This is a genomic window from Ensifer sp. 22460 (genome assembly GCF_052044935.1).
GTDB lineage: Bacteria > Pseudomonadota > Alphaproteobacteria > Rhizobiales > Rhizobiaceae > Ensifer.
In genome coordinates, this window is record NZ_JBQENZ010000022.1 from 115364 (window position 1) to 134501 (window position 19138).

General features: G+C 62.9%; 19 protein-coding genes. 16 read left to right on the forward strand and 3 right to left on the reverse strand.

Annotated features, from left to right (window positions below; genetic code table 11):
- Nucleotides 1–95: 95 nt before the first annotated feature.
- The 5 genes from cobA to ACTJKM_RS24805 all read left to right on the forward strand — a co-directional run bounded on the left by cobA (nt 96) and on the right by ACTJKM_RS24805 (nt 4801).
- Nucleotides 96–938 carry a uroporphyrinogen-III C-methyltransferase gene (cobA, locus tag ACTJKM_RS24785; protein ID WP_440661169.1) on the forward strand — a complete coding sequence of 281 codons (843 nt, stop codon included), beginning with the start codon at nt 96–98 and terminating at the stop codon, nt 936–938.
- Nucleotides 935–2236: a cobyrinate a,c-diamide synthase gene (locus ACTJKM_RS24790; RefSeq protein WP_057254199.1), complete on the forward strand. Its 1302-nt coding sequence runs from the start codon at nt 935–937 to the stop codon at nt 2234–2236. Before cobA ends, ACTJKM_RS24790 begins: the two co-directional genes overlap by 4 nt.
- Nucleotides 2233–3252 carry a threonine-phosphate decarboxylase CobD gene (gene cobD, locus ACTJKM_RS24795; RefSeq protein ID WP_058327004.1) on the forward strand — a complete coding sequence of 340 codons (1020 nt, stop codon included), beginning with the start codon at nt 2233–2235 and terminating at the stop codon, nt 3250–3252. The genes ACTJKM_RS24790 and cobD overlap by 4 nt, the downstream gene beginning before the upstream one ends.
- Nucleotides 3253–4224 (forward strand): adenosylcobinamide-phosphate synthase CbiB, encoded by a 972-nt coding sequence (gene cbiB / locus ACTJKM_RS24800; protein WP_058327003.1) that lies wholly within the window; start codon nt 3253–3255, stop codon nt 4222–4224.
- 148 nt (nt 4225–4372) lie between these two features.
- A complete protein-coding gene (locus ACTJKM_RS24805) occupies nt 4373–4801 on the forward strand; it encodes a L,D-transpeptidase (RefSeq protein WP_058323186.1) in 429 nt (142 codons plus the stop codon).
- A 237-nt stretch (nt 4802–5038) separates the two neighbouring features.
- On the opposite strand, the gene ACTJKM_RS24810 is transcribed toward ACTJKM_RS24805, so the two are convergent.
- A complete protein-coding gene (locus ACTJKM_RS24810) occupies nt 5039–5776 on the reverse strand; it encodes a Crp/Fnr family transcriptional regulator (RefSeq protein WP_058323185.1) in 738 nt (245 codons plus the stop codon).
- 303 nt (nt 5777–6079) lie between these two features.
- Here ACTJKM_RS24810 and hemN point away from each other — a divergent pair, with 303 nt between their 5' ends.
- From hemN to ACTJKM_RS24850, 8 genes are all read left to right on the forward strand, one after another.
- Nucleotides 6080–7429, forward strand: a complete 1350-nt coding sequence (gene hemN / locus ACTJKM_RS24815) for an oxygen-independent coproporphyrinogen III oxidase (protein ID WP_058327064.1) — start codon at nt 6080–6082, stop codon at nt 7427–7429.
- Nucleotides 7430–7588: 159 nt separating this feature from the next.
- On the forward strand, nt 7589–7873 hold the full coding sequence (locus tag ACTJKM_RS24820) for an acyl carrier protein (protein WP_156436839.1): 285 nt from the start codon (nt 7589–7591) through the stop codon (nt 7871–7873).
- 130 nt (nt 7874–8003) lie between these two features.
- Nucleotides 8004–8489, forward strand: a complete 486-nt coding sequence (locus ACTJKM_RS24825) for a 3-hydroxyacyl-ACP dehydratase FabZ family protein (protein ID WP_058327002.1) — start codon at nt 8004–8006, stop codon at nt 8487–8489.
- A gap of 1 nt (nt 8490) precedes the next feature.
- Nucleotides 8491–9693, forward strand: coding sequence for a beta-ketoacyl-ACP synthase (locus tag ACTJKM_RS24830; RefSeq protein WP_058327001.1), 1203 nt, complete (start codon nt 8491–8493; stop codon nt 9691–9693).
- A gap of 12 nt (nt 9694–9705) precedes the next feature.
- Nucleotides 9706–10989, forward strand: coding sequence for a beta-ketoacyl-ACP synthase (locus ACTJKM_RS24835; protein ID WP_058327000.1), 1284 nt, complete (start codon nt 9706–9708; stop codon nt 10987–10989).
- A gap of 101 nt (nt 10990–11090) precedes the next feature.
- The gene (locus ACTJKM_RS24840; protein ID WP_057254218.1) at nt 11091–12119 is read left to right on the forward strand and encodes a zinc-binding dehydrogenase; all 1029 of its coding nucleotides are present in this window, start codon (nt 11091–11093) and stop codon (nt 12117–12119) included.
- 11 nt (nt 12120–12130) lie between these two features.
- Entirely contained in the window at nt 12131–13060 is a 930-nt protein-coding gene (locus ACTJKM_RS24845; RefSeq protein WP_058323212.1) for a lipid A biosynthesis lauroyl acyltransferase, read from the forward strand.
- 364 nt (nt 13061–13424) lie between these two features.
- On the forward strand, nt 13425–14135 hold the full coding sequence (locus tag ACTJKM_RS24850; RefSeq protein ID WP_057254468.1) for a PAS domain-containing protein: 711 nt from the start codon (nt 13425–13427) through the stop codon (nt 14133–14135).
- Between the two features lie 95 nt (nt 14136–14230).
- Here the strand turns inward: ACTJKM_RS24850 and ACTJKM_RS24855 are convergent, their stop codons facing one another.
- Together ACTJKM_RS24855 and ACTJKM_RS24860 are read right to left on the reverse strand one after the other, a co-directional pair.
- Nucleotides 14231–15598 carry a DUF1254 domain-containing protein gene (locus ACTJKM_RS24855; protein ID WP_245296077.1) on the reverse strand — a complete coding sequence of 456 codons (1368 nt, stop codon included), beginning with the start codon at nt 15596–15598 and terminating at the stop codon, nt 14231–14233.
- A gap of 303 nt (nt 15599–15901) precedes the next feature.
- Nucleotides 15902–16402, reverse strand: coding sequence for a hemerythrin domain-containing protein (locus tag ACTJKM_RS24860; protein ID WP_057254471.1), 501 nt, complete (start codon nt 16400–16402; stop codon nt 15902–15904).
- A 189-nt stretch (nt 16403–16591) separates the two neighbouring features.
- Between ACTJKM_RS24860 and ccoN the strand changes: the two genes are divergently transcribed.
- The 3 genes from ccoN to ACTJKM_RS24875 are packed head-to-tail and all read left to right on the forward strand — an operon-like array spanning nt 16592 to nt 19134.
- Entirely contained in the window at nt 16592–18223 is a 1632-nt protein-coding gene (gene ccoN / locus ACTJKM_RS24865) for a cytochrome-c oxidase, cbb3-type subunit I (RefSeq protein WP_058323180.1), read from the forward strand.
- Between the two features lie 13 nt (nt 18224–18236).
- A complete protein-coding gene (gene ccoO / locus ACTJKM_RS24870; RefSeq protein WP_058323179.1) occupies nt 18237–18968 on the forward strand; it encodes a cytochrome-c oxidase, cbb3-type subunit II in 732 nt (243 codons plus the stop codon).
- Between the two features lie 13 nt (nt 18969–18981).
- A complete protein-coding gene (locus tag ACTJKM_RS24875; protein WP_057254226.1) occupies nt 18982–19134 on the forward strand; it encodes a CcoQ/FixQ family Cbb3-type cytochrome c oxidase assembly chaperone in 153 nt (50 codons plus the stop codon).
- Nucleotides 19135–19138: the final 4 nt, after the last annotated feature.

The following is a 19138-nucleotide window of genomic DNA, read 5'->3' on the forward strand; positions in this document are numbered from 1 at the left end:
TTTGTCCGGGTTTGCTCTGAAATGGGATCCGGTTCTTCGCAGGTCGAGTTAGGCGCACCGTCAGGTGGAGCCGGTATACAGGTGAGGCAGCACGCATGATCGACGACCTCTTTGCCGAATTGCCGGCGCTCGAGAAAGGTTCGGTCTGGCTCGTCGGCGCCGGTCCGGGAGACCCGGGCCTTTTGACGCTGCATGCGGCCAATGCGCTGCGCCAGTCGGATGTGATCGTGCATGATGCGCTGGTCAACGAGGATTGCCTGAAGCTCGCCAGACCGGGCGCCGTGCTTGAGTTTGCGGGAAAACGTGGCGGCAAGCCGTCGCCGAAGCAGCGCGACATCTCGCTGCGGTTGGTCGAGCTTGCGCGCGCCGGCAACCGGGTGCTGCGGCTGAAGGGGGGCGATCCCTTCGTCTTCGGCCGCGGCGGCGAGGAGGGGCTGACGCTGGTCGAGCACCAGATCCCGTTCCGCATCGTGCCTGGAATCACCGCCGGCATCGGCGGCCTCGCCTATGCCGGCATTCCCGTTACCCATCGTGAGGTCAACCACGCCGTCACCTTCCTCACCGGCCACGATTCCTCCGGCCTGGTGCCCGATCGCATCAACTGGCAGGGCATCGCCAGCGGCTCGCCCGTGATCGTCATGTACATGGCGATGAAACATATCGGCGCGATCACCGCCAACCTCATTGCCGGCGGCCGTTCGCCGGACGAGCCGGTCGCCTTTGTCTGCAATGCGGCGACGGCGAACCAGACGGTGCTCGAAACGACGCTTTCGCGCGCCGAGGCCGATGTCGAGGCGGCAGGGCTTGAGCCTCCGGCGATCGTCGTCGTCGGCGAGGTGGTGCGGCTCCGGGCAGCGCTCGACTGGATCGGTGCGCTTGATGGCCGCAAGCTCTCGGCCGACCCCTTCGCCAACCGCATTCTCAGGAACCCGGCATGAGCGGACTGCTGATCGCCGCACCGTCGTCGGGCTCGGGCAAGACGACGGTGACGCTCGGGCTGATGCGGGCGCTGAAGAAGCGCGGTGTTGCGATTGCGCCCGGCAAGGCGGGACCTGACTATATCGATCCCGCCTTCCATGCGGCCGCGACCGGCGAGCCCTGTTTCAACTTCGACCCCTGGGCAATGCGGCCGGAACTGCTGCTTGCGAACGCTTCGCATGCCACGACCGGTGGCCGCACGCTGATCGTCGAGGCGATGATGGGCCTGCATGACGGCGCCGCCGACGGCTCCGGTTCGCCCGCCGATCTCGCAGCGACGCTCGATCTCGCCGTCATCCTCGTTGTCGATTGCGCCCGCCTGTCCCATTCGGTCGCCGCACTCGTTCGCGGTTATGCGGACCATCGCGACGATATTCGGGTGGTTGGCGTCATCCTCAACAAGGTCGGCAGTGACCGGCACGAGATGATGCTGCGCGATGCGCTGGAGCGGGTGAGCATGCCGGTTTTCGGTGTCTTGCGGCAGGACAGTGCGCTGCAACTGCCGGAGCGCCATCTCGGCCTCGTGCAGGCGGGCGAGCATGGGGCGCTCGAAGGTTTCATCGGGGCTGCTGCCGAACGCGTGGAGGCGAACTGCGACCTCGATGCCGTCGGCCGCGCTGCGACGATCTTTCCGCACGGGTCGGTCACGAGGATCGAGCGGTTCCGGCCGCTCGGGCAACGCATCGCCGTGGCGCGCGATATCGCCTTTGCCTTCTCTTACGAGCATCTGTTGTTCGACTGGCAGCGGGGCGGCGCCGAAATCTCGTTCTTCTCGCCGCTCGCCGACGAAGCGCCGGATCCTTCGGCCGACGCCGTCTATCTGCCGGGTGGTTATCCGGAGCTGCATGCGGGGCACTTAAGTGCTGCTTCAACCTTCCGTACCGGCATGCAATCCGCGGCGGAACGCGGCGCCCGGATCTTCGGCGAATGCGGCGGCTACATGGTGCTCGGCGAAGGGCTTGTCGCCGCTGATGGCGCACGCTACGACATGCTTGGCCTGCTGCCGCTGACGACCAGTTTTGCCGAGCGCAGGCGGCACCTCGGCTATCGCCGTGTCGTGCCTGTCGACAACGCCTTCTTCGATGGACCCATGACGGCGCACGAATTCCACTATGCGACCATCGTTGCCGAAGGCGCGGCCGAACGCTTGTTTTCGGTGAGCGACGCTGCGGGCGAAGATCTCGGCCACGCGGGCCTCAGGCGCGGCAATGTCGCCGGCTCCTTCATGCATCTCATCGACATCGCAGGCGCGCCATGAGCGCACCGATCGTCCACGGCGGCGGCATCACCGAGGCCGCGGCGCGCTTTGGCGGGCGCTTCGAAGACTGGCTCGATCTTTCGACCGGTATCAATCCTTGCCCCGTCGCCTTGCCCCCAGTATCCGAACGCGCGTGGCATCGGCTGCCGGATCGGCAGACGGTGGATGACGCGCGCCTGGCAGCCGCAGATTATTACCGCACCAATGGCGTGCTGCCTTTGGCGGTGCCGGGCACCCAGTCGGCGATCCAGCTTTTGCCGCGTCTCATAAATGAAAACGGGAAGGCGCCGGCGAACAGGCGCGTCGCGATCTTCGGGCCGACCTATGGCGAATATGCCCGTGTGCTGTCGGCAGCCGGCTTTGCCGTCGATCGCGTCGAAGATGCCGCTGCGCTCAGCGCCGAGCATGCCCTGGTCATCGTGGTAAACCCCAACAACCCGACTGGCCGTGCCTTCGCGTCCGCCGAACTTCTGGCGATGGCGGCGAGGCAGAAGGCAAACGGCGGGCTGCTGCTGGTCGACGAAGCCTTCGGCGATCTTGAGCCGGAGTTGAGCGTCGCCGGCCATGTGCGCGATGAAGGCAACCTCATCGTCTTCCGCTCCTTCGGCAAGTTCTTCGGGCTCGCCGGTCTGCGCCTCGGCTTCGTCGTCGCGACGGAGCCTGTGCTTGCGTCCTTTGCCGATTGGCTCGGTCCCTGGGCCGTCTCCGGCCCGGCGCTGACCATCTCGAAAGCGTTGATGCAGGGCGACACCAGGGCGATTGCGGCCGGTATCCTCGAGCGGCGAGCCGGCCTCGATACGGCGCTTGATGGAGCAGGGCTCAAGCGGATCGGTGGAACAGGGCTCTTCGTGCTGGTCGAGCATCCGAGGGCCGCTCTGTTGCAGCAGCGGCTCTGCGAGGCGCATATCCTCACGCGCAAGTTCGACTATGCGCCGGAGTGGCTGAGGATCGGTCTGGCACCGGATGCGGTGGGTGACCGGCGACTGGCGGATGCGCTTGCGCGGATGGAGCTCTGAATGTCGGAGACCATCCTTCTCATCCTCGCGCTGGCGCTGGTGATCGACCGCGTCGTCGGTGACCCGGACTGGCTCTGGGCGCGTCTGCCGCATCCGGTCGTCTTCTTCGGCAAGGCGATCGGCTTCCTCGATGACAGGTTGAACCGCGAGAATCTGGAGGACGGCGCGGCCAGGTTTCGTGGCGTTGTCACCATCGTGCTGCTGCTTGCCGTCAGCGCCTGGTTCGGCCACCTGCTGCACCGCTTGTTCGCCGCTCTCGGTCCGGTCGGCTTCCTGCTGGAGGCGGTGCTGGTCGCGGTTTTCCTGGCGCAGAAGAGCCTTGCCGATCATGTGCGCCGCGTTGCCGAGGGCTTGCGGCAAGGGGGGCTCGAAGGCGGGCGGGCGGCCGTTTCGATGATCGTCGGCCGCGATCCGAAGACGCTCAACGAACCGGCGGTCTGCCGCGCGGCGATCGAAAGCCTCGCCGAAAACTTCTCCGACGGCGTCGTGGCGCCGGCCTTCTGGTATGCGATCGCCGGTCTGCCCGGTCTGCTCGCCTACAAGATGCTGAACACGGCCGACTCGATGATCGGCCACAAATCGCCGAAATATCTGCACTTCGGCTGGGCTTCGGCGCGGCTCGACGATCTTGCCAACCTGCCGGCAGCACGGCTCTCGATCCTGCTGATCGCCGCTGGCGCGCTGATCCACCGTGGCACGCGCGCCGCCAAGGATGCGTTGACGGCGGCCCTTCGTGATCACGGCCTGCACCGCTCGCCGAATTCCGGTTGGCCGGAAGCGGCGATGGCGGGGGCGCTCGATCTGCAGCTTGCCGGTCCGCGCATCTATGGCGGCGTCAAGGTCAGCGAGCCGATGATCAATGGTCCGGGTCGCGCCGTTGCGCGAAGCGAAGATATCGATGCCGGCATCGCTGTATTCTATGGCGCCTGCACGGTGATGACCGTTTTTGTTCTTGCCGTCGCGATGATTTGATCGTTTCGGCGGCTCCCGTCTTGCGAAATCGTGCTTCGCATTAAGACTTTGCTTTCCATATGTATTAAGATTGCTTCATACTCGGCCGGTTATTCTCTTCGGACGTTTGGTTCCACCGGTAAGTGTTTGTCCTCCCGGAGAGAGAAGCATGCGGAATGCGTTTTTGACTGTGCTCGTTGCCGCTTTGATGCAGTTTTCCGTTCAGCCGGCGAACGCCGCCAATCTCATTGCCAATATCAGCCTGTCGTCGCAGACCATGACCGTCAAACAGAACGGCATCGTCATGTACCGCTGGAAGGTGTCTACCGCCCGCAGGGGCTATGTCACGCCGCGCGGCAGCTGGAGGGCCAAATGGCTCTCACGCTACCATCGCTCGAGCAAATACGACGACGCGCCCATGCCCTATGCGGTGTTCTTCAATGGCGGTTACGCCATTCATGCCACCTATGACATCAAGCGCCTCGGCCGCCCGGCATCGCATGGCTGCGTGCGGCTGCATCCGAACAACGCCGCCGAGTTCTTCGCGCTGACGCGCGAGCATGGGCTGAAGAACACGCGCATCGTGATTGCGCGCTGATCGGAGCTGCCCCTCATCCCCCTGCCGGGACCTTCTCCCCGCAGGCGGGGAGAAGGGACCTGTGGCGCTGTTTCCGCTTCATCATCGGCGGCCTCCTTCGGGGGGCTAACCGCAGGCGACGTTCCCTCTCTCCGCCTGCGGGGAGAGGGGTAGGGTGAGGGGCAAATTTCGCTGCTGGGAAATTCGGTGTAACACCGCAAATCTGCGAGCGTCTTCGCAGCCACCGCTGAGCGCGGCTCAGTCGATCCCGCCGACATGCATCAGCCGCTCGAGGCTCGGCACGGTGACGTGGCGGCTGTTTTCGATGCGGATGACGTTTTCCTTGCGCAGCTTGGTGATCTGCCGGCTGACGGTTTCGATCGTCAGGCCCAGATAGTCGGCGATGTCGGCGCGCGAAAGCGGCAGGTCGAATTCGTTCGCGGTCCCCTGTTCGGGATCGATATGGGTCGCAATGATGTAGAGGAAGCTCGCCACCTTCTCCTGAGCGGTCTTGCGGCCGAGCGTCAGCATCCAGTCGCGCGCCTCGTCGAGCTCCTTCAGCGCCTGCTCGTGCAGTCGGTGTTCCAGCCCCGGCGCCTCGGAAACGAGCCGCTCGATGACATTGCGCGGGAAGGCGCAGATGTCGGTGTTGACGGCGGCTTCCGCCGTCAGCGCGCTTTCGCGGGTGAAGGGGCGGCCCATGAAATCGGGCGCGAACTGCAGGCCGACGATCTGCTGGCGTCCGTCAGCCAGAACCTTGCTGAGCTTGACGACACCGCTGATGATGTTGGCGTAGCTGTCCGTCGTCTCGCCCTGGCCGACGACCTCGCGGCCCGGCTCGATGCTGCGGCGTGTCGAGTGGCGGGAGAGGTCGAGAAGCTGATCCGGGGTGAGCGTTCCGCAAACGCCGCCATGACGGGCCTCGCAGGCTGCGCAGACGGTCGGAATGTCCGAGTTATGGATATCCTTGCGGCGATGTTCGTTCACGATCTGCAATTCTTTCTACCTGCATGTCGTTGCTCTTACAGCGCCGCGCGTCTCGTCTGACGCACAAAGGTCGCTGTAGCACTTTGAAGTGCTGCATGTTTATCCTTCAAAGGAAACATGCAGCAGGATGACCAAAGAGGATGCAGGTCGTTAAATCAAGAGTTGACAGGTGCTAATTTCGAAAGCGCGAAACAATGTCTCATGTTGAATTGCGCATTGTCAATTTTAACGTGTTAATTCGACAACTTGATCAAAATCAAAGGCACGTTTGCCCATTCGTCCTATGCCATCGTCATGACAGCGGAGAGACCGATGGAAGACGCGCTCATCCTCAAATATTCAGGCCCTGTGCCGCGCTACACCAGCTACCCCACGGCCCCGCATTTTTCCGAGGCCGTGGGCGCTGCGGACTATGAAAGCTGGCTCGATGCGATCGGCGCCGGGGAGGCGATTTCGCTTTATGCCCATGTGCCCTATTGCGACCGGCTCTGTTGGTTCTGTGCCTGCCAGACCAAGCAGACGCTGCGCTATGATCCCGTTGCGACCTATCTGCATGGCCTGCATCGCGAAGTTGCAGAAATCGGGGGACGGGTGAGCCGCGAGGCCAAGGTGACGGCGCTGCATTTCGGCGGCGGCTCGCCGACGCTCGTCCGGCCGGATGACATGATCGCGCTCAAGCGCACCTTCACCGATCACTTCACCTTCGCGCCGGATTGCGAGATCAGCGTCGAGATGGATCCGAACGACCTCGATGAGGCGCGCCATGATGCGCTGGCCGTGATCGGCATGACACGGGCGAGTTTCGGCATCCAGGATTTCGATCCTGAGGTACAGAAGGCGATCAATCGCATCCAGACCTTTGAGCAGACGCGCGGTGCGATCGAGGCATCCCGGGCGAGGGGCGTGCACTCGGTCAATTGCGACGTTCTCTACGGTTTGCCCTATCAGAGCCTCCAGTCGCTGGAGCGCACGATAGAGGCGGTGCTTTCGCTTGATCCCGATCGCGTTGCGCTCTTCGGCTATGCGCATGTGCCGTGGATGAAGACGCATCAGAAGATGATCCCGGACGAGAGCCTGCCCGGCGTGGTCGAGCGTTTCGAACAGATGGCCCGTGCGGCGGAGATGCTGGTGGCGGCCGGCTACGACGCCATCGGTATCGACCATTTCGCAAAGCCCGGAGACAGCCTGGCGCATGCCAGCCGGGAGGGGCGCCTCCGCCGCAACTTCCAGGGCTATACGGACGATGCCGCGGAAACGCTTGTTGGCCTCGGCGCCTCGGCGATCGGCCAGTTTCGTCAAGGTTATGTCCAGAACATGCCGGCGACCGGTGAATATCTGCGTCATGTGGAAGGGACGGGGCTGGCCGCGGTTCGCGGCTACCGCTTCACGCCGGACGACCGGCTGAGGGCAAAAGTGATCGCCGACATCATGTGCCGTTTCGCCTTCTCCTTTGAAGAGGTCGAGCAGGCATTTCCGGTGCTGGCCGGCGCCGTGATCGAGGAAGCGCGGCTGTTTCGGGCGCGCGATGCGGACGGGTTGACGACGATCGAGAACGGCATCTTCCGCCTGACCGAGCGCGGCCGACCCTTTGCCCGTTCGGTGGCGGCTACCTTTGATGCCTATCTCGGTAACGGCCGTGGCCGGCATTCGGTGGCGGTCTGACCGATGCGCTTATCCGTACTGTGGGCATCAGAGCGCCTTGTGCGCGCGGCGCTCTGGCAACACCGGTTTCCAATTTGCAAACCGTTGCCATCTAGGCCATTGGCTTTTGCAGCGCATTTACCTATAGGATCGCCGAGACTCGACATAGAATAAAGAGGTATGCGCGTGACAGCTACATTCGACAAGGTTGCCGACATCATCGCGGAAACGAGCGAGATCGATCGCGAGACGATCACGCCGGAAAGCCACACGATCGACGATCTCGGCATCGACAGCCTGGATTTCCTCGACATCGTGTTTGCGATCGACAAGGAATTCGGCATCAAGATCCCGCTCGAGCAGTGGACGCAGGAAGTCAACGAAGGCAAGGTTTCGACCGAAGAGTACTTCGTTCTGAAGAACCTCTGCGCCAAGATCGACGAACTGGGGGCTGCCAAGGGCTGATCGGGCTTTCGCCCGAGCCTTGCCGCACCAATTCCAATGCCGCCCGTCGCGCCCTGCGCTTGACAGGCGGCATTGGCGTTTTTACTTGAGCCCGAAACGAACGGCCCGAAAACGAACAGGGTGAGCCTCAATGCTCCTTGAATACTTCCAGATGATCGATCGTGTCGAAACGGTCGATCTTTCGGCTGGCCGGCTGACGGCGCGGTCCGTGGTGCCAGAGAAGAGCCCGGTGTTCGAAGGCCATTTCCCAGGCTATCCGCTGGTTCCGGGCGTGCTTCTGATCGAGACCATGGCGCAGGCCTCCGGTTTCCTGGTGCTGGCCGCCACCAATTTTGCCGCCATGCCCTTCCTGATGTCGGTCGACGGCGCCAAGATGCGCACCTTCGTCGAGCCCTCGGCCGAACTTGAGATCGAGGCTTTCCTCGAACACGAAGGCTCGGGCTTTGCCGTCACCAAGGCGAAGATCACCTCGGCCGGCAAAAAGGTGTGCGACGCCCAGCTGAAACTGAGGACGATGCCGTTCGATCAGGTTCCGCTCGGCGATATCGTGCGCAAGCGGGCCGAGGAAGTGGGTCTGATGGCGGCTCTTTCGGCAACAGCCGGTTCGGAGAAGTAAGATGAGCAAATCCGCAAACGACGTTGTCATTACCGGCGTCGGTATCGTCACCAGCCAGGGCGTCGGCGTCGAGCCGCATCTGGCGCTGCTCACCGCCGGCACATCGCCGGCCGTGCGGGTCGAGACAGAAAAGTTCAGCCCCTATCCGGTGCATCCGCTGCCGGAAATCGACTGGTCGCAGCAGATCGCCAAGCGTGGCGACCAGCGCCAGATGGAAAACTGGCAGCGCCTCGGCGTCTTCGCCGCTGGTCTCGCGCTCGATGACGCCGGCCTCAAGGACAATCTCGAAGCCTGCGGCAGCATGGACATGATCGTTGCCGCCGGTGGCGGCGAGCGCGACATCAATGTCGACTCGCTGATCGTCGACGAAGCGCTGAAGCGCAACGATCGCGAACAGCTCCTCAACGAAAAGCTGACGACGGAACTGCGCCCGACGCTGTTCCTCGCCCAGCTTTCCAATCTGCTCGCCGGCAACATCTCGATCGTGCACAAGGTCACCGGTTCGTCGCGCACCTTCATGGGCGAGGAAGCGGCCGGCATCTCGGCGATCGAAACCGCCTTTGCCCGCATCAAGGCCGGCCAGTCGACGCACACGCTCGTCGGCGGCGCCTTTTCCGCCGAACGTCTCGACATCATTCTCCTGATCGAAGCGATCCAGGGCCACGCGCTTGGCGACTGGCACCCGATCTGGTCGCGCAAGGCTGACAATGGCGGCGGCATGATCCTTGGTTCGGTCGGCGCCTTCCTGGTGCTGGAATCGCGCGAATATGCCGAAGCCCGCGGCGCCCGCATCTATGCCTCGATCGACGCGATCGGCGGCGACCGCGGCGCGCGTGACGGCGGCAAGCTCGAAGCGCGTCTTGGCGACCTCGCCAAGCCTGCGGAAAAGCTTGATGCGGCCTCGACCGTCGTGTTCTCCGGTACGTCCGGTTTCCATGAGCTCGTGGCCCGCGAGAAGGCGTTCCTCGACAAGACGTTTGCCGGTGCGCCGGTGCGTGCCTATGGCGGTCTTGTCGGCCACAGCATCGAAGCGCAGTTCCCGCTGGGTCTAGCGCTGGCAGCACTGACGCTGGGCGAGGGCGCCAAGGTGCCGGCCTTTGACGCCGGTGCGGAAAAGCCGATGACGGCGGCGGCGAAAAGCGCCGTGGTCACCACCATCGGCCATTCGCGCGGCGAAGGCGTCGCCGTCCTTTCGGCGGAATAACAGGAGCGGACCATGAGCAACGCTTACAAGGACCATCTCGGCCGCCCGATCATCGCCATTACCGGCATGGGCGTCATCACCTCGCTCGGCCAGGGCGTCGAAGATAACTGGGCAGCGCTTTCGGGCGGCGTATCGGGCATCCACAAGATCACCCGCTTCCCGACGGAAGGCTTGAACACGCGCATTTCCGGCACCGTCGATTTCATCGATATCCCGGCTGCCAATTCCGTCGAGCGCTCCTATGCGATGGCGCGCGAAACGACGCTGGAAGCTTTGGCGCAGGCCGGCATTTCCGGCGATTTCAACGGCCCCTTGTTCCTGGCCGCCCCGCCGGTCGAGCCGGAATGGAGCGCGCGCTTCGAGCTTGCCGACCGTTCGCCGCCATCGGAGCGCCCGGGCGACGCCTATAACCGCTTCCTCGCCGCCATGCGCCAGAAGGCCGATCCGGTGTTCCACGAAGCCGTGCTTTTCGGCTCGATCTCTGAACGCCTGGCCGATCGCTTCGGCACGCGCGGCCTGCCGGTGACGCTGTCGACCGCTTGCGCTTCCGGCGCCACCGCGATCCAGCTCGGCGTCGAGGCGATCCGCCAGGGCCGCACCGTTCGTGCGCTGACGGTTGCGACCGACGGCTCGGTCAGCGCCGAGGCACTGATCCGCTTTGCGCTGCTTTCGGCACTCTCCACCCAGAACGATCCCCCGGAAAAGGCCTCCAAGCCCTTCACCAAGGACCGCGACGGCTTCGTCATCGCTGAAGGTGCAGCGACCCTGGTGCTGGAATCGCTCGAAGCGGCCGTTGCCCGCGGCGCCCGCGTCTACGGCATCCTCAAGGGCTGCGGTGAGAAGGCCGATCTCTTCCACCGCACGCGCTCCTCGCCGGACGGTGGCCCGGCGATCGCGACGATCCGCGCAGCCCTTGCCGACGCCGGCATCAATGAGGACGGTATCGGCTACATCAACGCCCATGGCACCTCGACGCCCGAGAACGACAAGATGGAATATCTGTCGATGTCGGCCGTCTTTGGCGATCGCCTGCCGTCGATCCCGGTCTCGTCCAACAAGTCGATGATCGGCCACACGCTGACGGCCGCCGGTGCGGTCGAGGCGGTGTTCTCGATCCAGACGATGCTGACCGGCACGCTGCCGCCGACGATCAACTACCAGAACCCCGATCCGGCGATCGTGCTCGACGTGGTGCCGAACGTGAAGCGCAGCCAGCAGGTGACTGCGGTGCTGTCGAACTCCTTCGGCTTCGGCGGCCAGAACGCCAGCCTTGTCATGACCGCCGAGCCGGCCTAAGCCGGAAACTCAAGAGCTGCAGCGCCTTTCTCGCGCCCCGTCGGGCGCGCGGCGCTGCAAAATCCAAGACGCAAACATGCCGCCAAGGCAGAGGAAGAACCATGCGCGCCCTGCAACTGCTCGATGACCGCAAGCTCGAAATCACCGACATTCCGGAACCGGAAGCGCCCGGCCCGGGCGAGGTGACCCTGCGCGTCAAGGCGGTCGCGCTCAACCATATCGACGTCTGGGGCTGGCGCGGCATGGCCTTTGCCAAGCGCAAGATGCCGCTCGTGATCGGTGCGGAAGCTTCGGGCGTGGTCGACGCGATCGGTCCGGGCGTTTCGAGCGTGCTGCCGGGTCAGCTCGTCTCGATCTATGGCGCGCGCACCTGTGGCCTCTGCCGTCCGTGCAAGGAAGGCCGCGACAATCTCTGCGAACATGTCGGCGGCGTGCACGGCTTCCATCTCGACGGCTTTGCGCAGGAAAAGATCAACCTGCCGGCGCGCCTGCTGGTGCCGGCACCTCCGGGCGTCGATGCCGTTGCTGCAGCGCTTGCGCCGGTCACCTTCGGCACGGTCGAGCACATGCTGTTCGATAATGCCAAGCTTGAGCCGGGTGAAACCATCCTGGTTCATGCCGGCGGCTCCGGCATCGGCTCGGCGGCGATCCAGCTCGCCAAGAAGATCGGCTGCACGGTGATCACCACTGTCGGCTCCGACGACAAGATCGAGAAGGCCAAGGCGCTTGGCGCCGATCACGTCATCAACTACCGCACCGACCGCTTCGAAGGCGTGGTGCGCAAGCTCACCAAGAAGAAGGGCGTCGACGTCGTGTTCGAACACGTCGGCAAGGACACCTGGGCGGGCTCGATGCTCTGCATGAAGCGCGGCGGCCGTCTGGTCACCTGCGGTTCCACCTCGGGCGTTTCCACCGACATGAACCTGATGATGCTGTTCCAACAGCAACTGAAGCTGCTCGGCTCCTTCGGCTGCCGCATGGAGAACATGGCGAACGCCATGCAGAAAATGGCTCGCGGCCTGGTGCATCCGGTCATCGACACTGAAATCAGCCTCGATCAGATCGACCGGGCGCTGGAGCGCATGGAATCGCGCCAGATCTTCGGCAAGATCATCCTGAAGATGGATTGATCGACGTGCGAATGCTGATCACACGGCTGGTGCTGGCGGCGGATCGTACCCGCCAGTGGCTGATCGCGCAGTTCGTTTTCCTGCTGCTGACGATCCTGAAGATGTTTCCGGCCGATGCCGCGATCCGCTTCATGGATCGTGCCCTGCGGTTCATCGGGCCGAAGACCAGCCGGCAGAAGCTGACGCTCACCAACCTGCGCAACGCTTTTCCTGAGAAGAGCGAGGCGGAGATCAATGAGATCGCGCTCGAAAGCTGGGGCAACATGGGCCGCATGGCGGCCGAATATGTGTTCCTCGACCGTCTGTTCGATTTCGACCCCGAGCGCACGACGCCCGGTCGCGTCGAGGTGTCGGGCATCCCGTTGTTCCTCGAGCTTCGCGACAATCCGCGCCCCTTCATCGTCTTCACCGCGCACAGCGGCAATTTCGAGATGCTGCCGGTCGCCGGCTCCGCCTTCGGCCTCGACGTGACCGTGCTGTTCCGTCCGCCGAACAACCCTTACGTGGCGGAAAAAGTGTTCAAGTTCCGCGAGGAGCGCATGGGCAATCTGGTGCCGTCACACGCCGGCTCGTCCTTCGCACTCGCCCGCCAGCTCGAACGGGGCCTGGGCGTCGGCGTTCTCGTCGACCAGAAGTTCCGCAAGGGGCTGAAGACCAAGTTTTTCGGCCAGGACGTGCAGACCAATCCGCTGCTGGCCAAGCTCGTCCGCCAGTTCAACTGCGAAGTCTATCCGGCCCGCTGCATAAGGCTGCCGGGCGGCCGTTTCCGGCTGGAGCTGGAACCGGCGATCGCCATTCCCCGCAAGGCCGACGGCAATGTCGACGTCACCGCCACGGCGCAGGTGCTGAACGACAAGGTGGAAAGCTGGGTGCGCGAGTATCCGGGCCAGTGGCTCTGGTATCACGACCGCTGGCACATCAAGCGCTACCTCAAGGACTGATTCCCCTCCGCACGACCGATCGCGCTTGCGCTTGCCTCAGGGCAGCTTGGGAAATCAGCGCGTCCCGATTTCGGTTCGCCGGGCGTCACCTTCGTGGTCCGTCCGCGGCAGCGTCTGCCGTTTTGTCCCTAAAATATTTCAAAAGGTTAAGTTTTTCTTTCTGCTGTTGAACGCTAACGCAATGAGTGTAAACTCAACGTTGTCTCGCGGGGGAAAGACTGCAAGCGCTTTGGGTGGCCGGAGCGGTGTGGTTTTACACGGAAAGGGTGGGGAAGCGTCAAAAACGAAATCAGTGTCTGCAGCATCAACGCCTGTCTTGAAGTGCATCGAAGCGGCTCTGCCGTGGGGGAATTGGGGTTTCGAATTGAACGCACTGATTGAGCTGTTCTGGTTCAAGTATTCGCAGCTGCAGTATGCCGTACGTACGGCAGACGAGCATTTGATCGGCATCCTGGATCGCGAATTGGATCCGATACTCAGATCCGTCTACGACGAGAAGGCGGTGAGCGTCGAAGATGCCCGACTTCAGTTCCAGTTCCTGATCGACATCCTGCGCGTCGAAGCCGATGACATCTCCTGCGTGCTCCGGCACTCGCAATTGCTGCAATCATTGATCAACCGCTATTTCGCGGCGACGGGCGCGGAGAAATTCGCCGACCTCCAGCTCGAGCGGCTGCCGGCCCAGCCGAGCAAGGGCAGGGCGGATGAAGGCCTGCTCAACGAGGCGATCCTCGACAGCTTTCCGGATCGGATCGCGGTGATCACGCCCGACTACCGCTACCTCTACACGAACCCCCGCAATGCCGACCATCTGGAGAGCCGCCCGATGGATCTGATCGGCCGGCACATCGTCGAGTTCATCGGCATCCAGCGCTTCGAGCAGCGGGTGAAATCCTATCTCGATCGTTGTTTTGCGGGCGAGGTGGTCGACTATACCTTCGCCAAGACCGTCGATGCGCGCACGGTCGTCGTGCGTTGCCGGCTGACGCCATGCATGTCCAGCTCCGGCAAGCTCATCGGCGCGATCCTCGTGATCCAGGAACATGCCGACCGCCGCCGCGCGATCGCGGCCTGACACGTCACTGCCGGCGCTACCAATCAAGAGAGAGTGAGGACCCCAAAGACCCGGCCGGGGATCGCGACGTCGAACCCGCGGGCGAACTGAACAAACTATGGTGTCTTGGTCATGGGCGGATGCTTCCACATGCCATTGAGCGCCTCGTCTTTCGGCCAATAGAGCCGCATCGCGACGAAGAAGGGACCCTTGGGCGCCGGCAGCCAATTCGGCTCCTTGTCCTTGCCCGGCGACTCGTTCTGAACGTAGAAGGTGTAGCCGCCGTCGGCATCCTTCACGAATTGCGGGAGCATCGGCTTGTTAAGCAAATAGCGGTTGATCGGATTGGCAACGAGCAGGCTCGCCGGCAGATCATACATCGTCAGCGACCAGAAGGCGTTGACCGGCGGCATCTTATCGGCGGCGAAATGCACGGTGTAGCGGTTGGCGCCGTCGAGCTTCTGCCCTTCGACGTCAGTGGCGTAGACCGGATACATCGCCTCCTGCTTCGAATTGCCGTAAATGCCGAGAACGGCCGCCGCCATGCGGTAGAGATAATTGTTCTTCAGGTATTCGCGCGTGCCGAAGAGGTCGCCCGAGGTCACCGTTCCGGCGTCGATCTGCTTCTTCAAGCCCTCAAGATCGGCCCAGGCGTCGGCCATACCTTGCTCGATGGCGGTCTTGATGTCCGGCGAGAGCGCCGCAACGTCTATGGTCTTGCCTGCACCAACCCCGATCTTGGCAGAACGCGCCATCAACTCGGTCTCGGATGGATTAGTCGGGCAGAACTGCAGGACGAAATTCAGGATGTTGAAGAACTCCAGCGACTTCTTCTCTTCGTCCGGCGAAAGCGGCTTGGTGAAGTCGATTGCGGGAGCGGCCGCAGGCGCCGCCCCGCCGAGAAACGTCGAAAGCGGCTCTGCCTTGTAGCGATCCTGGATCTTCTTCACATTGTCTAAGTCGTCGGGGTTGAATAGCTGCGTGCGATAGGCCCCGAGAACGAGATCGGTCTCGGCGTGAAACACCTTCTTGATGCCCGCAGGCGTCTCGCCTTTCCAGCCCGGGCCGGCGACCAGGAAGCTGCCGCCGTCGTTGCCGGTCGTGCGGCTGCCGGCATAGTCGAAGTTGAACGTATAAGCGTCGATGAGCTGGATGCTGAAGTACCGGTCCTTCTCGATCACTGGTACGGTGAGGACCATCGGCTCCGCACGCAGGTCCATGCCGATCATCGAATAGGGCGTGTCGGAGTTGGGCGTCTGGATCGCCGTATCGGCGGGGGTGTAGACGCGAGGGATGTTCTTGAGGTGGTTCCACGGCGCCTTGTATTCCGGGTTCTTGTCGTCGACGAAATAGGCGTATTGGATGCGGTAGCTGTCCACCATCGGGAAGCCGTAGATATAGGCTTCCTTGGCGATCTTTCGTGCCTCGTCAGGCGTGATTTCGCTCTGGGCGGCCGCAGTGCCTGGGAAGCGCAATGACGGCATCAGGGCGATCCCGCCGACAAAAGCTCTTCGTGTGATCGTTGTCATGGGCATCGCCTTCCTCGGTTGGCGCATGACGTTCTGCATCGTTCATCAGCGCCGTGTGGACCTGTGAATTCGCAGGAGAGATGAGTAGGTGAGTGAAATTTTATACAGGTATGTAACGTGCGCCACCGCACATCACCAGAATGATTGGGGCCGCGTTGCTCCAAACTCGATCCAGTTTCGCGTATAGCACGAATGGCGCTGCGCTTACAGCCGCGAACAATCCTACCTTGCCGCGTGCCGACCGCCCCGTCTGCCGGTTCACCCAACCGGCGAGGTGATGCTGCGCAAACATTCCTGTTCGAAGCCGACGTGTCGCCTGAGGCTGGTGAAAAAGCCGCGCAGCATATAACCGGCGGTTTCGGCATTGACCGTTTGGTCGGCGGCGCCGAGGCGTTCCAGCATTTCCGTCAGTTCTTCGGCGAAGCACTCGTCTTCGCAGTGCTCGTATTTCAGCCGCTCCAGCGTCGCGCCGAGCGTCGGGTCGCCGCGGAAGGTGCGCTCGATCCACGGGAAGACCAGGCTTTCCTCGCCGGAATGCATTTCGCGGATCATCGGTCCGAGCACCTTGGCGGCGTAGACGCATTTCTGCCGATCGATTTCTGCAGGCAGGCTGTCGGCGATCTCCTCGAGACAGTTGCAGAGCGCAAGCTGCTCTTCATGCGCGCGGGCGAGCCATGCGAAAGGCTCGGCCACCGGGACAGCGCGGGGAGGCGGCTCCAGCCGGCTCCGGATTCGTCCCTCTTCAAAAGTCTTTTTCATCGGCTTCAAACGCCAGCTCCCACGGCGCTCCCTGTTATTTGCCGAGGATGATCCAATCGAGGTGGTGCAGCCTTGATCTGAATCAAGGCCAGGATGCCCCGATTCTGACACTTTCCGGCCAGCTGCGGTGGCGCGCCTCGTTCTGGGGCGTGTCGTCGCGTGCGATCGGACCAAGTTGGGGACCCAACCATGAAATACACATTCGAGATGATCCTGCTCGGGGTCGGTGCTTTCCTGGCGCTCGTCGGCGCCGGGTTTGCGCAGGACCGGCACTTTGAAGCCCACATGTGGGTGCTGTTCTTCGTGCTCCTCGCCGGCACTGTCATGCTGATGCGACGCATCGAGTTCAGCCCGGTTTCCGCCGGCAGGGCGCCACCACCACCGCCGCAGTCGGAATATTTCGACGAGGTGGTCAAGTATGGCGTGATCGCCACCGTGTTCTGGGGCGTCGTCGGCTTTCTCGTGGGCGTCGTGGTTGCGCTCCAGCTTGCCTTTCCCGACCTCAACATCGAGCCCTGGTTCAACTTCGGCCGCATGCGGCCGCTGCACACTTCGGCTGTCATTTTCGCCTTCGGCGGCAACGCGCTGATCGCGACGTCCTTCTACATCGTCCAGCGTACCAGCCGCGCGCGCCTTTTCGGCGGCAATCTCGGCTGGTTCGTGTTCTGGGGCTACCAGCTGTTCATCATCATGGCGGCCACCGGCTACCTGCTCGGCATCACCCAGTCGAAGGAATATGCGGAGCCGGAATGGTATGTCGACCTGTGGCTGACGATCGTCTGGGTCGCCTATCTCATCGCCTTCCTCGGCACGCTTCTGACGCGCAAGGAGCCGCATATCTATGTGGCCAACTGGTTCTACCTCGCCTTCATCGTCACGATCGCGATGCTGCACATCGTCAACAACCTGGCGGTGCCGGTCTCCTTCCTCGGCTCGAAGAGCTACTCGGCCTTTGCCGGCGTGCAGGATGCGCTGACGCAGTGGTGGTACGGGCATAACGCCGTCGGCTTCTTCCTGACGGCCGGCTTCCTCGGCATGATGTATTACTTCATCCCCAAGCAGGCCAATCGCCCTGTTTATTCCTACCGCCTGTCGATCATCCATTTCTGGTCGCTGATCTTCATGTACATCTGGGCGGGTCCGCACCACCTGCACTATACGGCGCTGCCCGACTGGGCGCAGACGCTCGGCATGGTCTTCTCGGTCATGCTGTGGATGCCCTCCTGGGGCGGCATGATCAACGGCCTGATGACGCTTTCGGGCGCCTGGGACAAGATCCGTACCGACCCGATCATCCGCATGATGGTGATGGCGGTTGCCTTCTACGGCATGGCGACCTTCGAAGGTCCGATGATGTCGATCAAGACGGTCAACTCGCTCAGCCACTACACCGACTGGACGATCGGCCACGTGCATTCGGGTGCGCTCGGCTGGAACGGCCTCATCACCTTCGGCGCGATCTACTATCTGACGCCCAAGCTATGGAACCGCGAGCGGCTCTATAGCGTGCGCATGGTCAACTGGCACTTCTGGCTCGCCACGCTCGGCATCGTCGTCTACGCGGCGGTCATGTGGGTCGCCGGCATCCAGCAGGGCCTGATGTGGCGCGAGTACGACGACCAGGGCTTCCTCGTCTATTCCTTCGCGGAATCGGTCGCGGCCATGGTTCCCTACTACGTGCTGCGTGCTCTTGGCGGCGCACTGTTCCTCGCCGGGGCTCTGCTCATGGCCTTCAACGTAACAATGACCATCCTCGGCCGCGTGCGTGACGAAGCTCCGATCTTCGGTGCTGCTCAGCCCGCGCTGAAAGCTGCGGAATAGGAGGGCATAGACCATGTCCATTCTCGACAAACACGCGACCCTTGAACGCAACGCCACCCTGCTGCTCGTCGGCTCGCTGCTCGTCGTCTCCATCGGCGGCATCGTGGAAATCGCGCCGCTCTTCTATCTCGAAAACACCATCGAGAAGGTGGAGGGGATGAGGCCCTATTCGCCGCTGGAGCTCGCCGGTCGCGACATCTATGTGCGTGAAGGCTGCTACGTCTGTCACAGCCAGATGATCCGGCCGTTCCGCGACGAAGTGGAGCGCTACGGTCATTACTCTCTGGCGGCGGAATCCATGTACGACCATCCGTTCCAGTGGGGCTCCAAGCGCACCGGACCGGACCTCGCCCGCGTCGGCGACCGCTATTCCAACGAATGGCACGTGCAGCACATGACCGAGCCGCGCTCCGTCGTGCCGGAATCGGTCATGCCGAGCTACGCCTTCCTCAAGGAGACGACGCTCGACGTGAACAACACCGCCGCGAACCTGAAGGCCAACAAGGCGGTCGGCGTTCCCTATACGGACGAGATGATCGACAACGCGCTTGCCGACATCAAGGCGCAGGCTGATCCGAATGCCGACACCTCCGGCGTCGAGGCGCGCTATCCGAAGGCCAAGCTCGGCGACTTCGACGGCAACCAGCAGAGGCTGACGGAGATGGACGCGCTCGTCGCCTATCTGCAGATGCTTGGTACGCTGGTCGACTTCTCCACCTACGACGACACCACCGGTTATCGCTAAGGGAGACACGCACATGGAAACCTATACGGCCATGCGCCAGTTCGCCGATAGCTGGGCGCTCCTTGCCATGACGCTCTTCTTCCTGGGCGTCGTCGGCTTCATCTTCCGGCCCGGCGCCAAGAAGGCCGCCGATGATGCCGCAGCCATCCCCCTGAAGGAGGATTAATAGT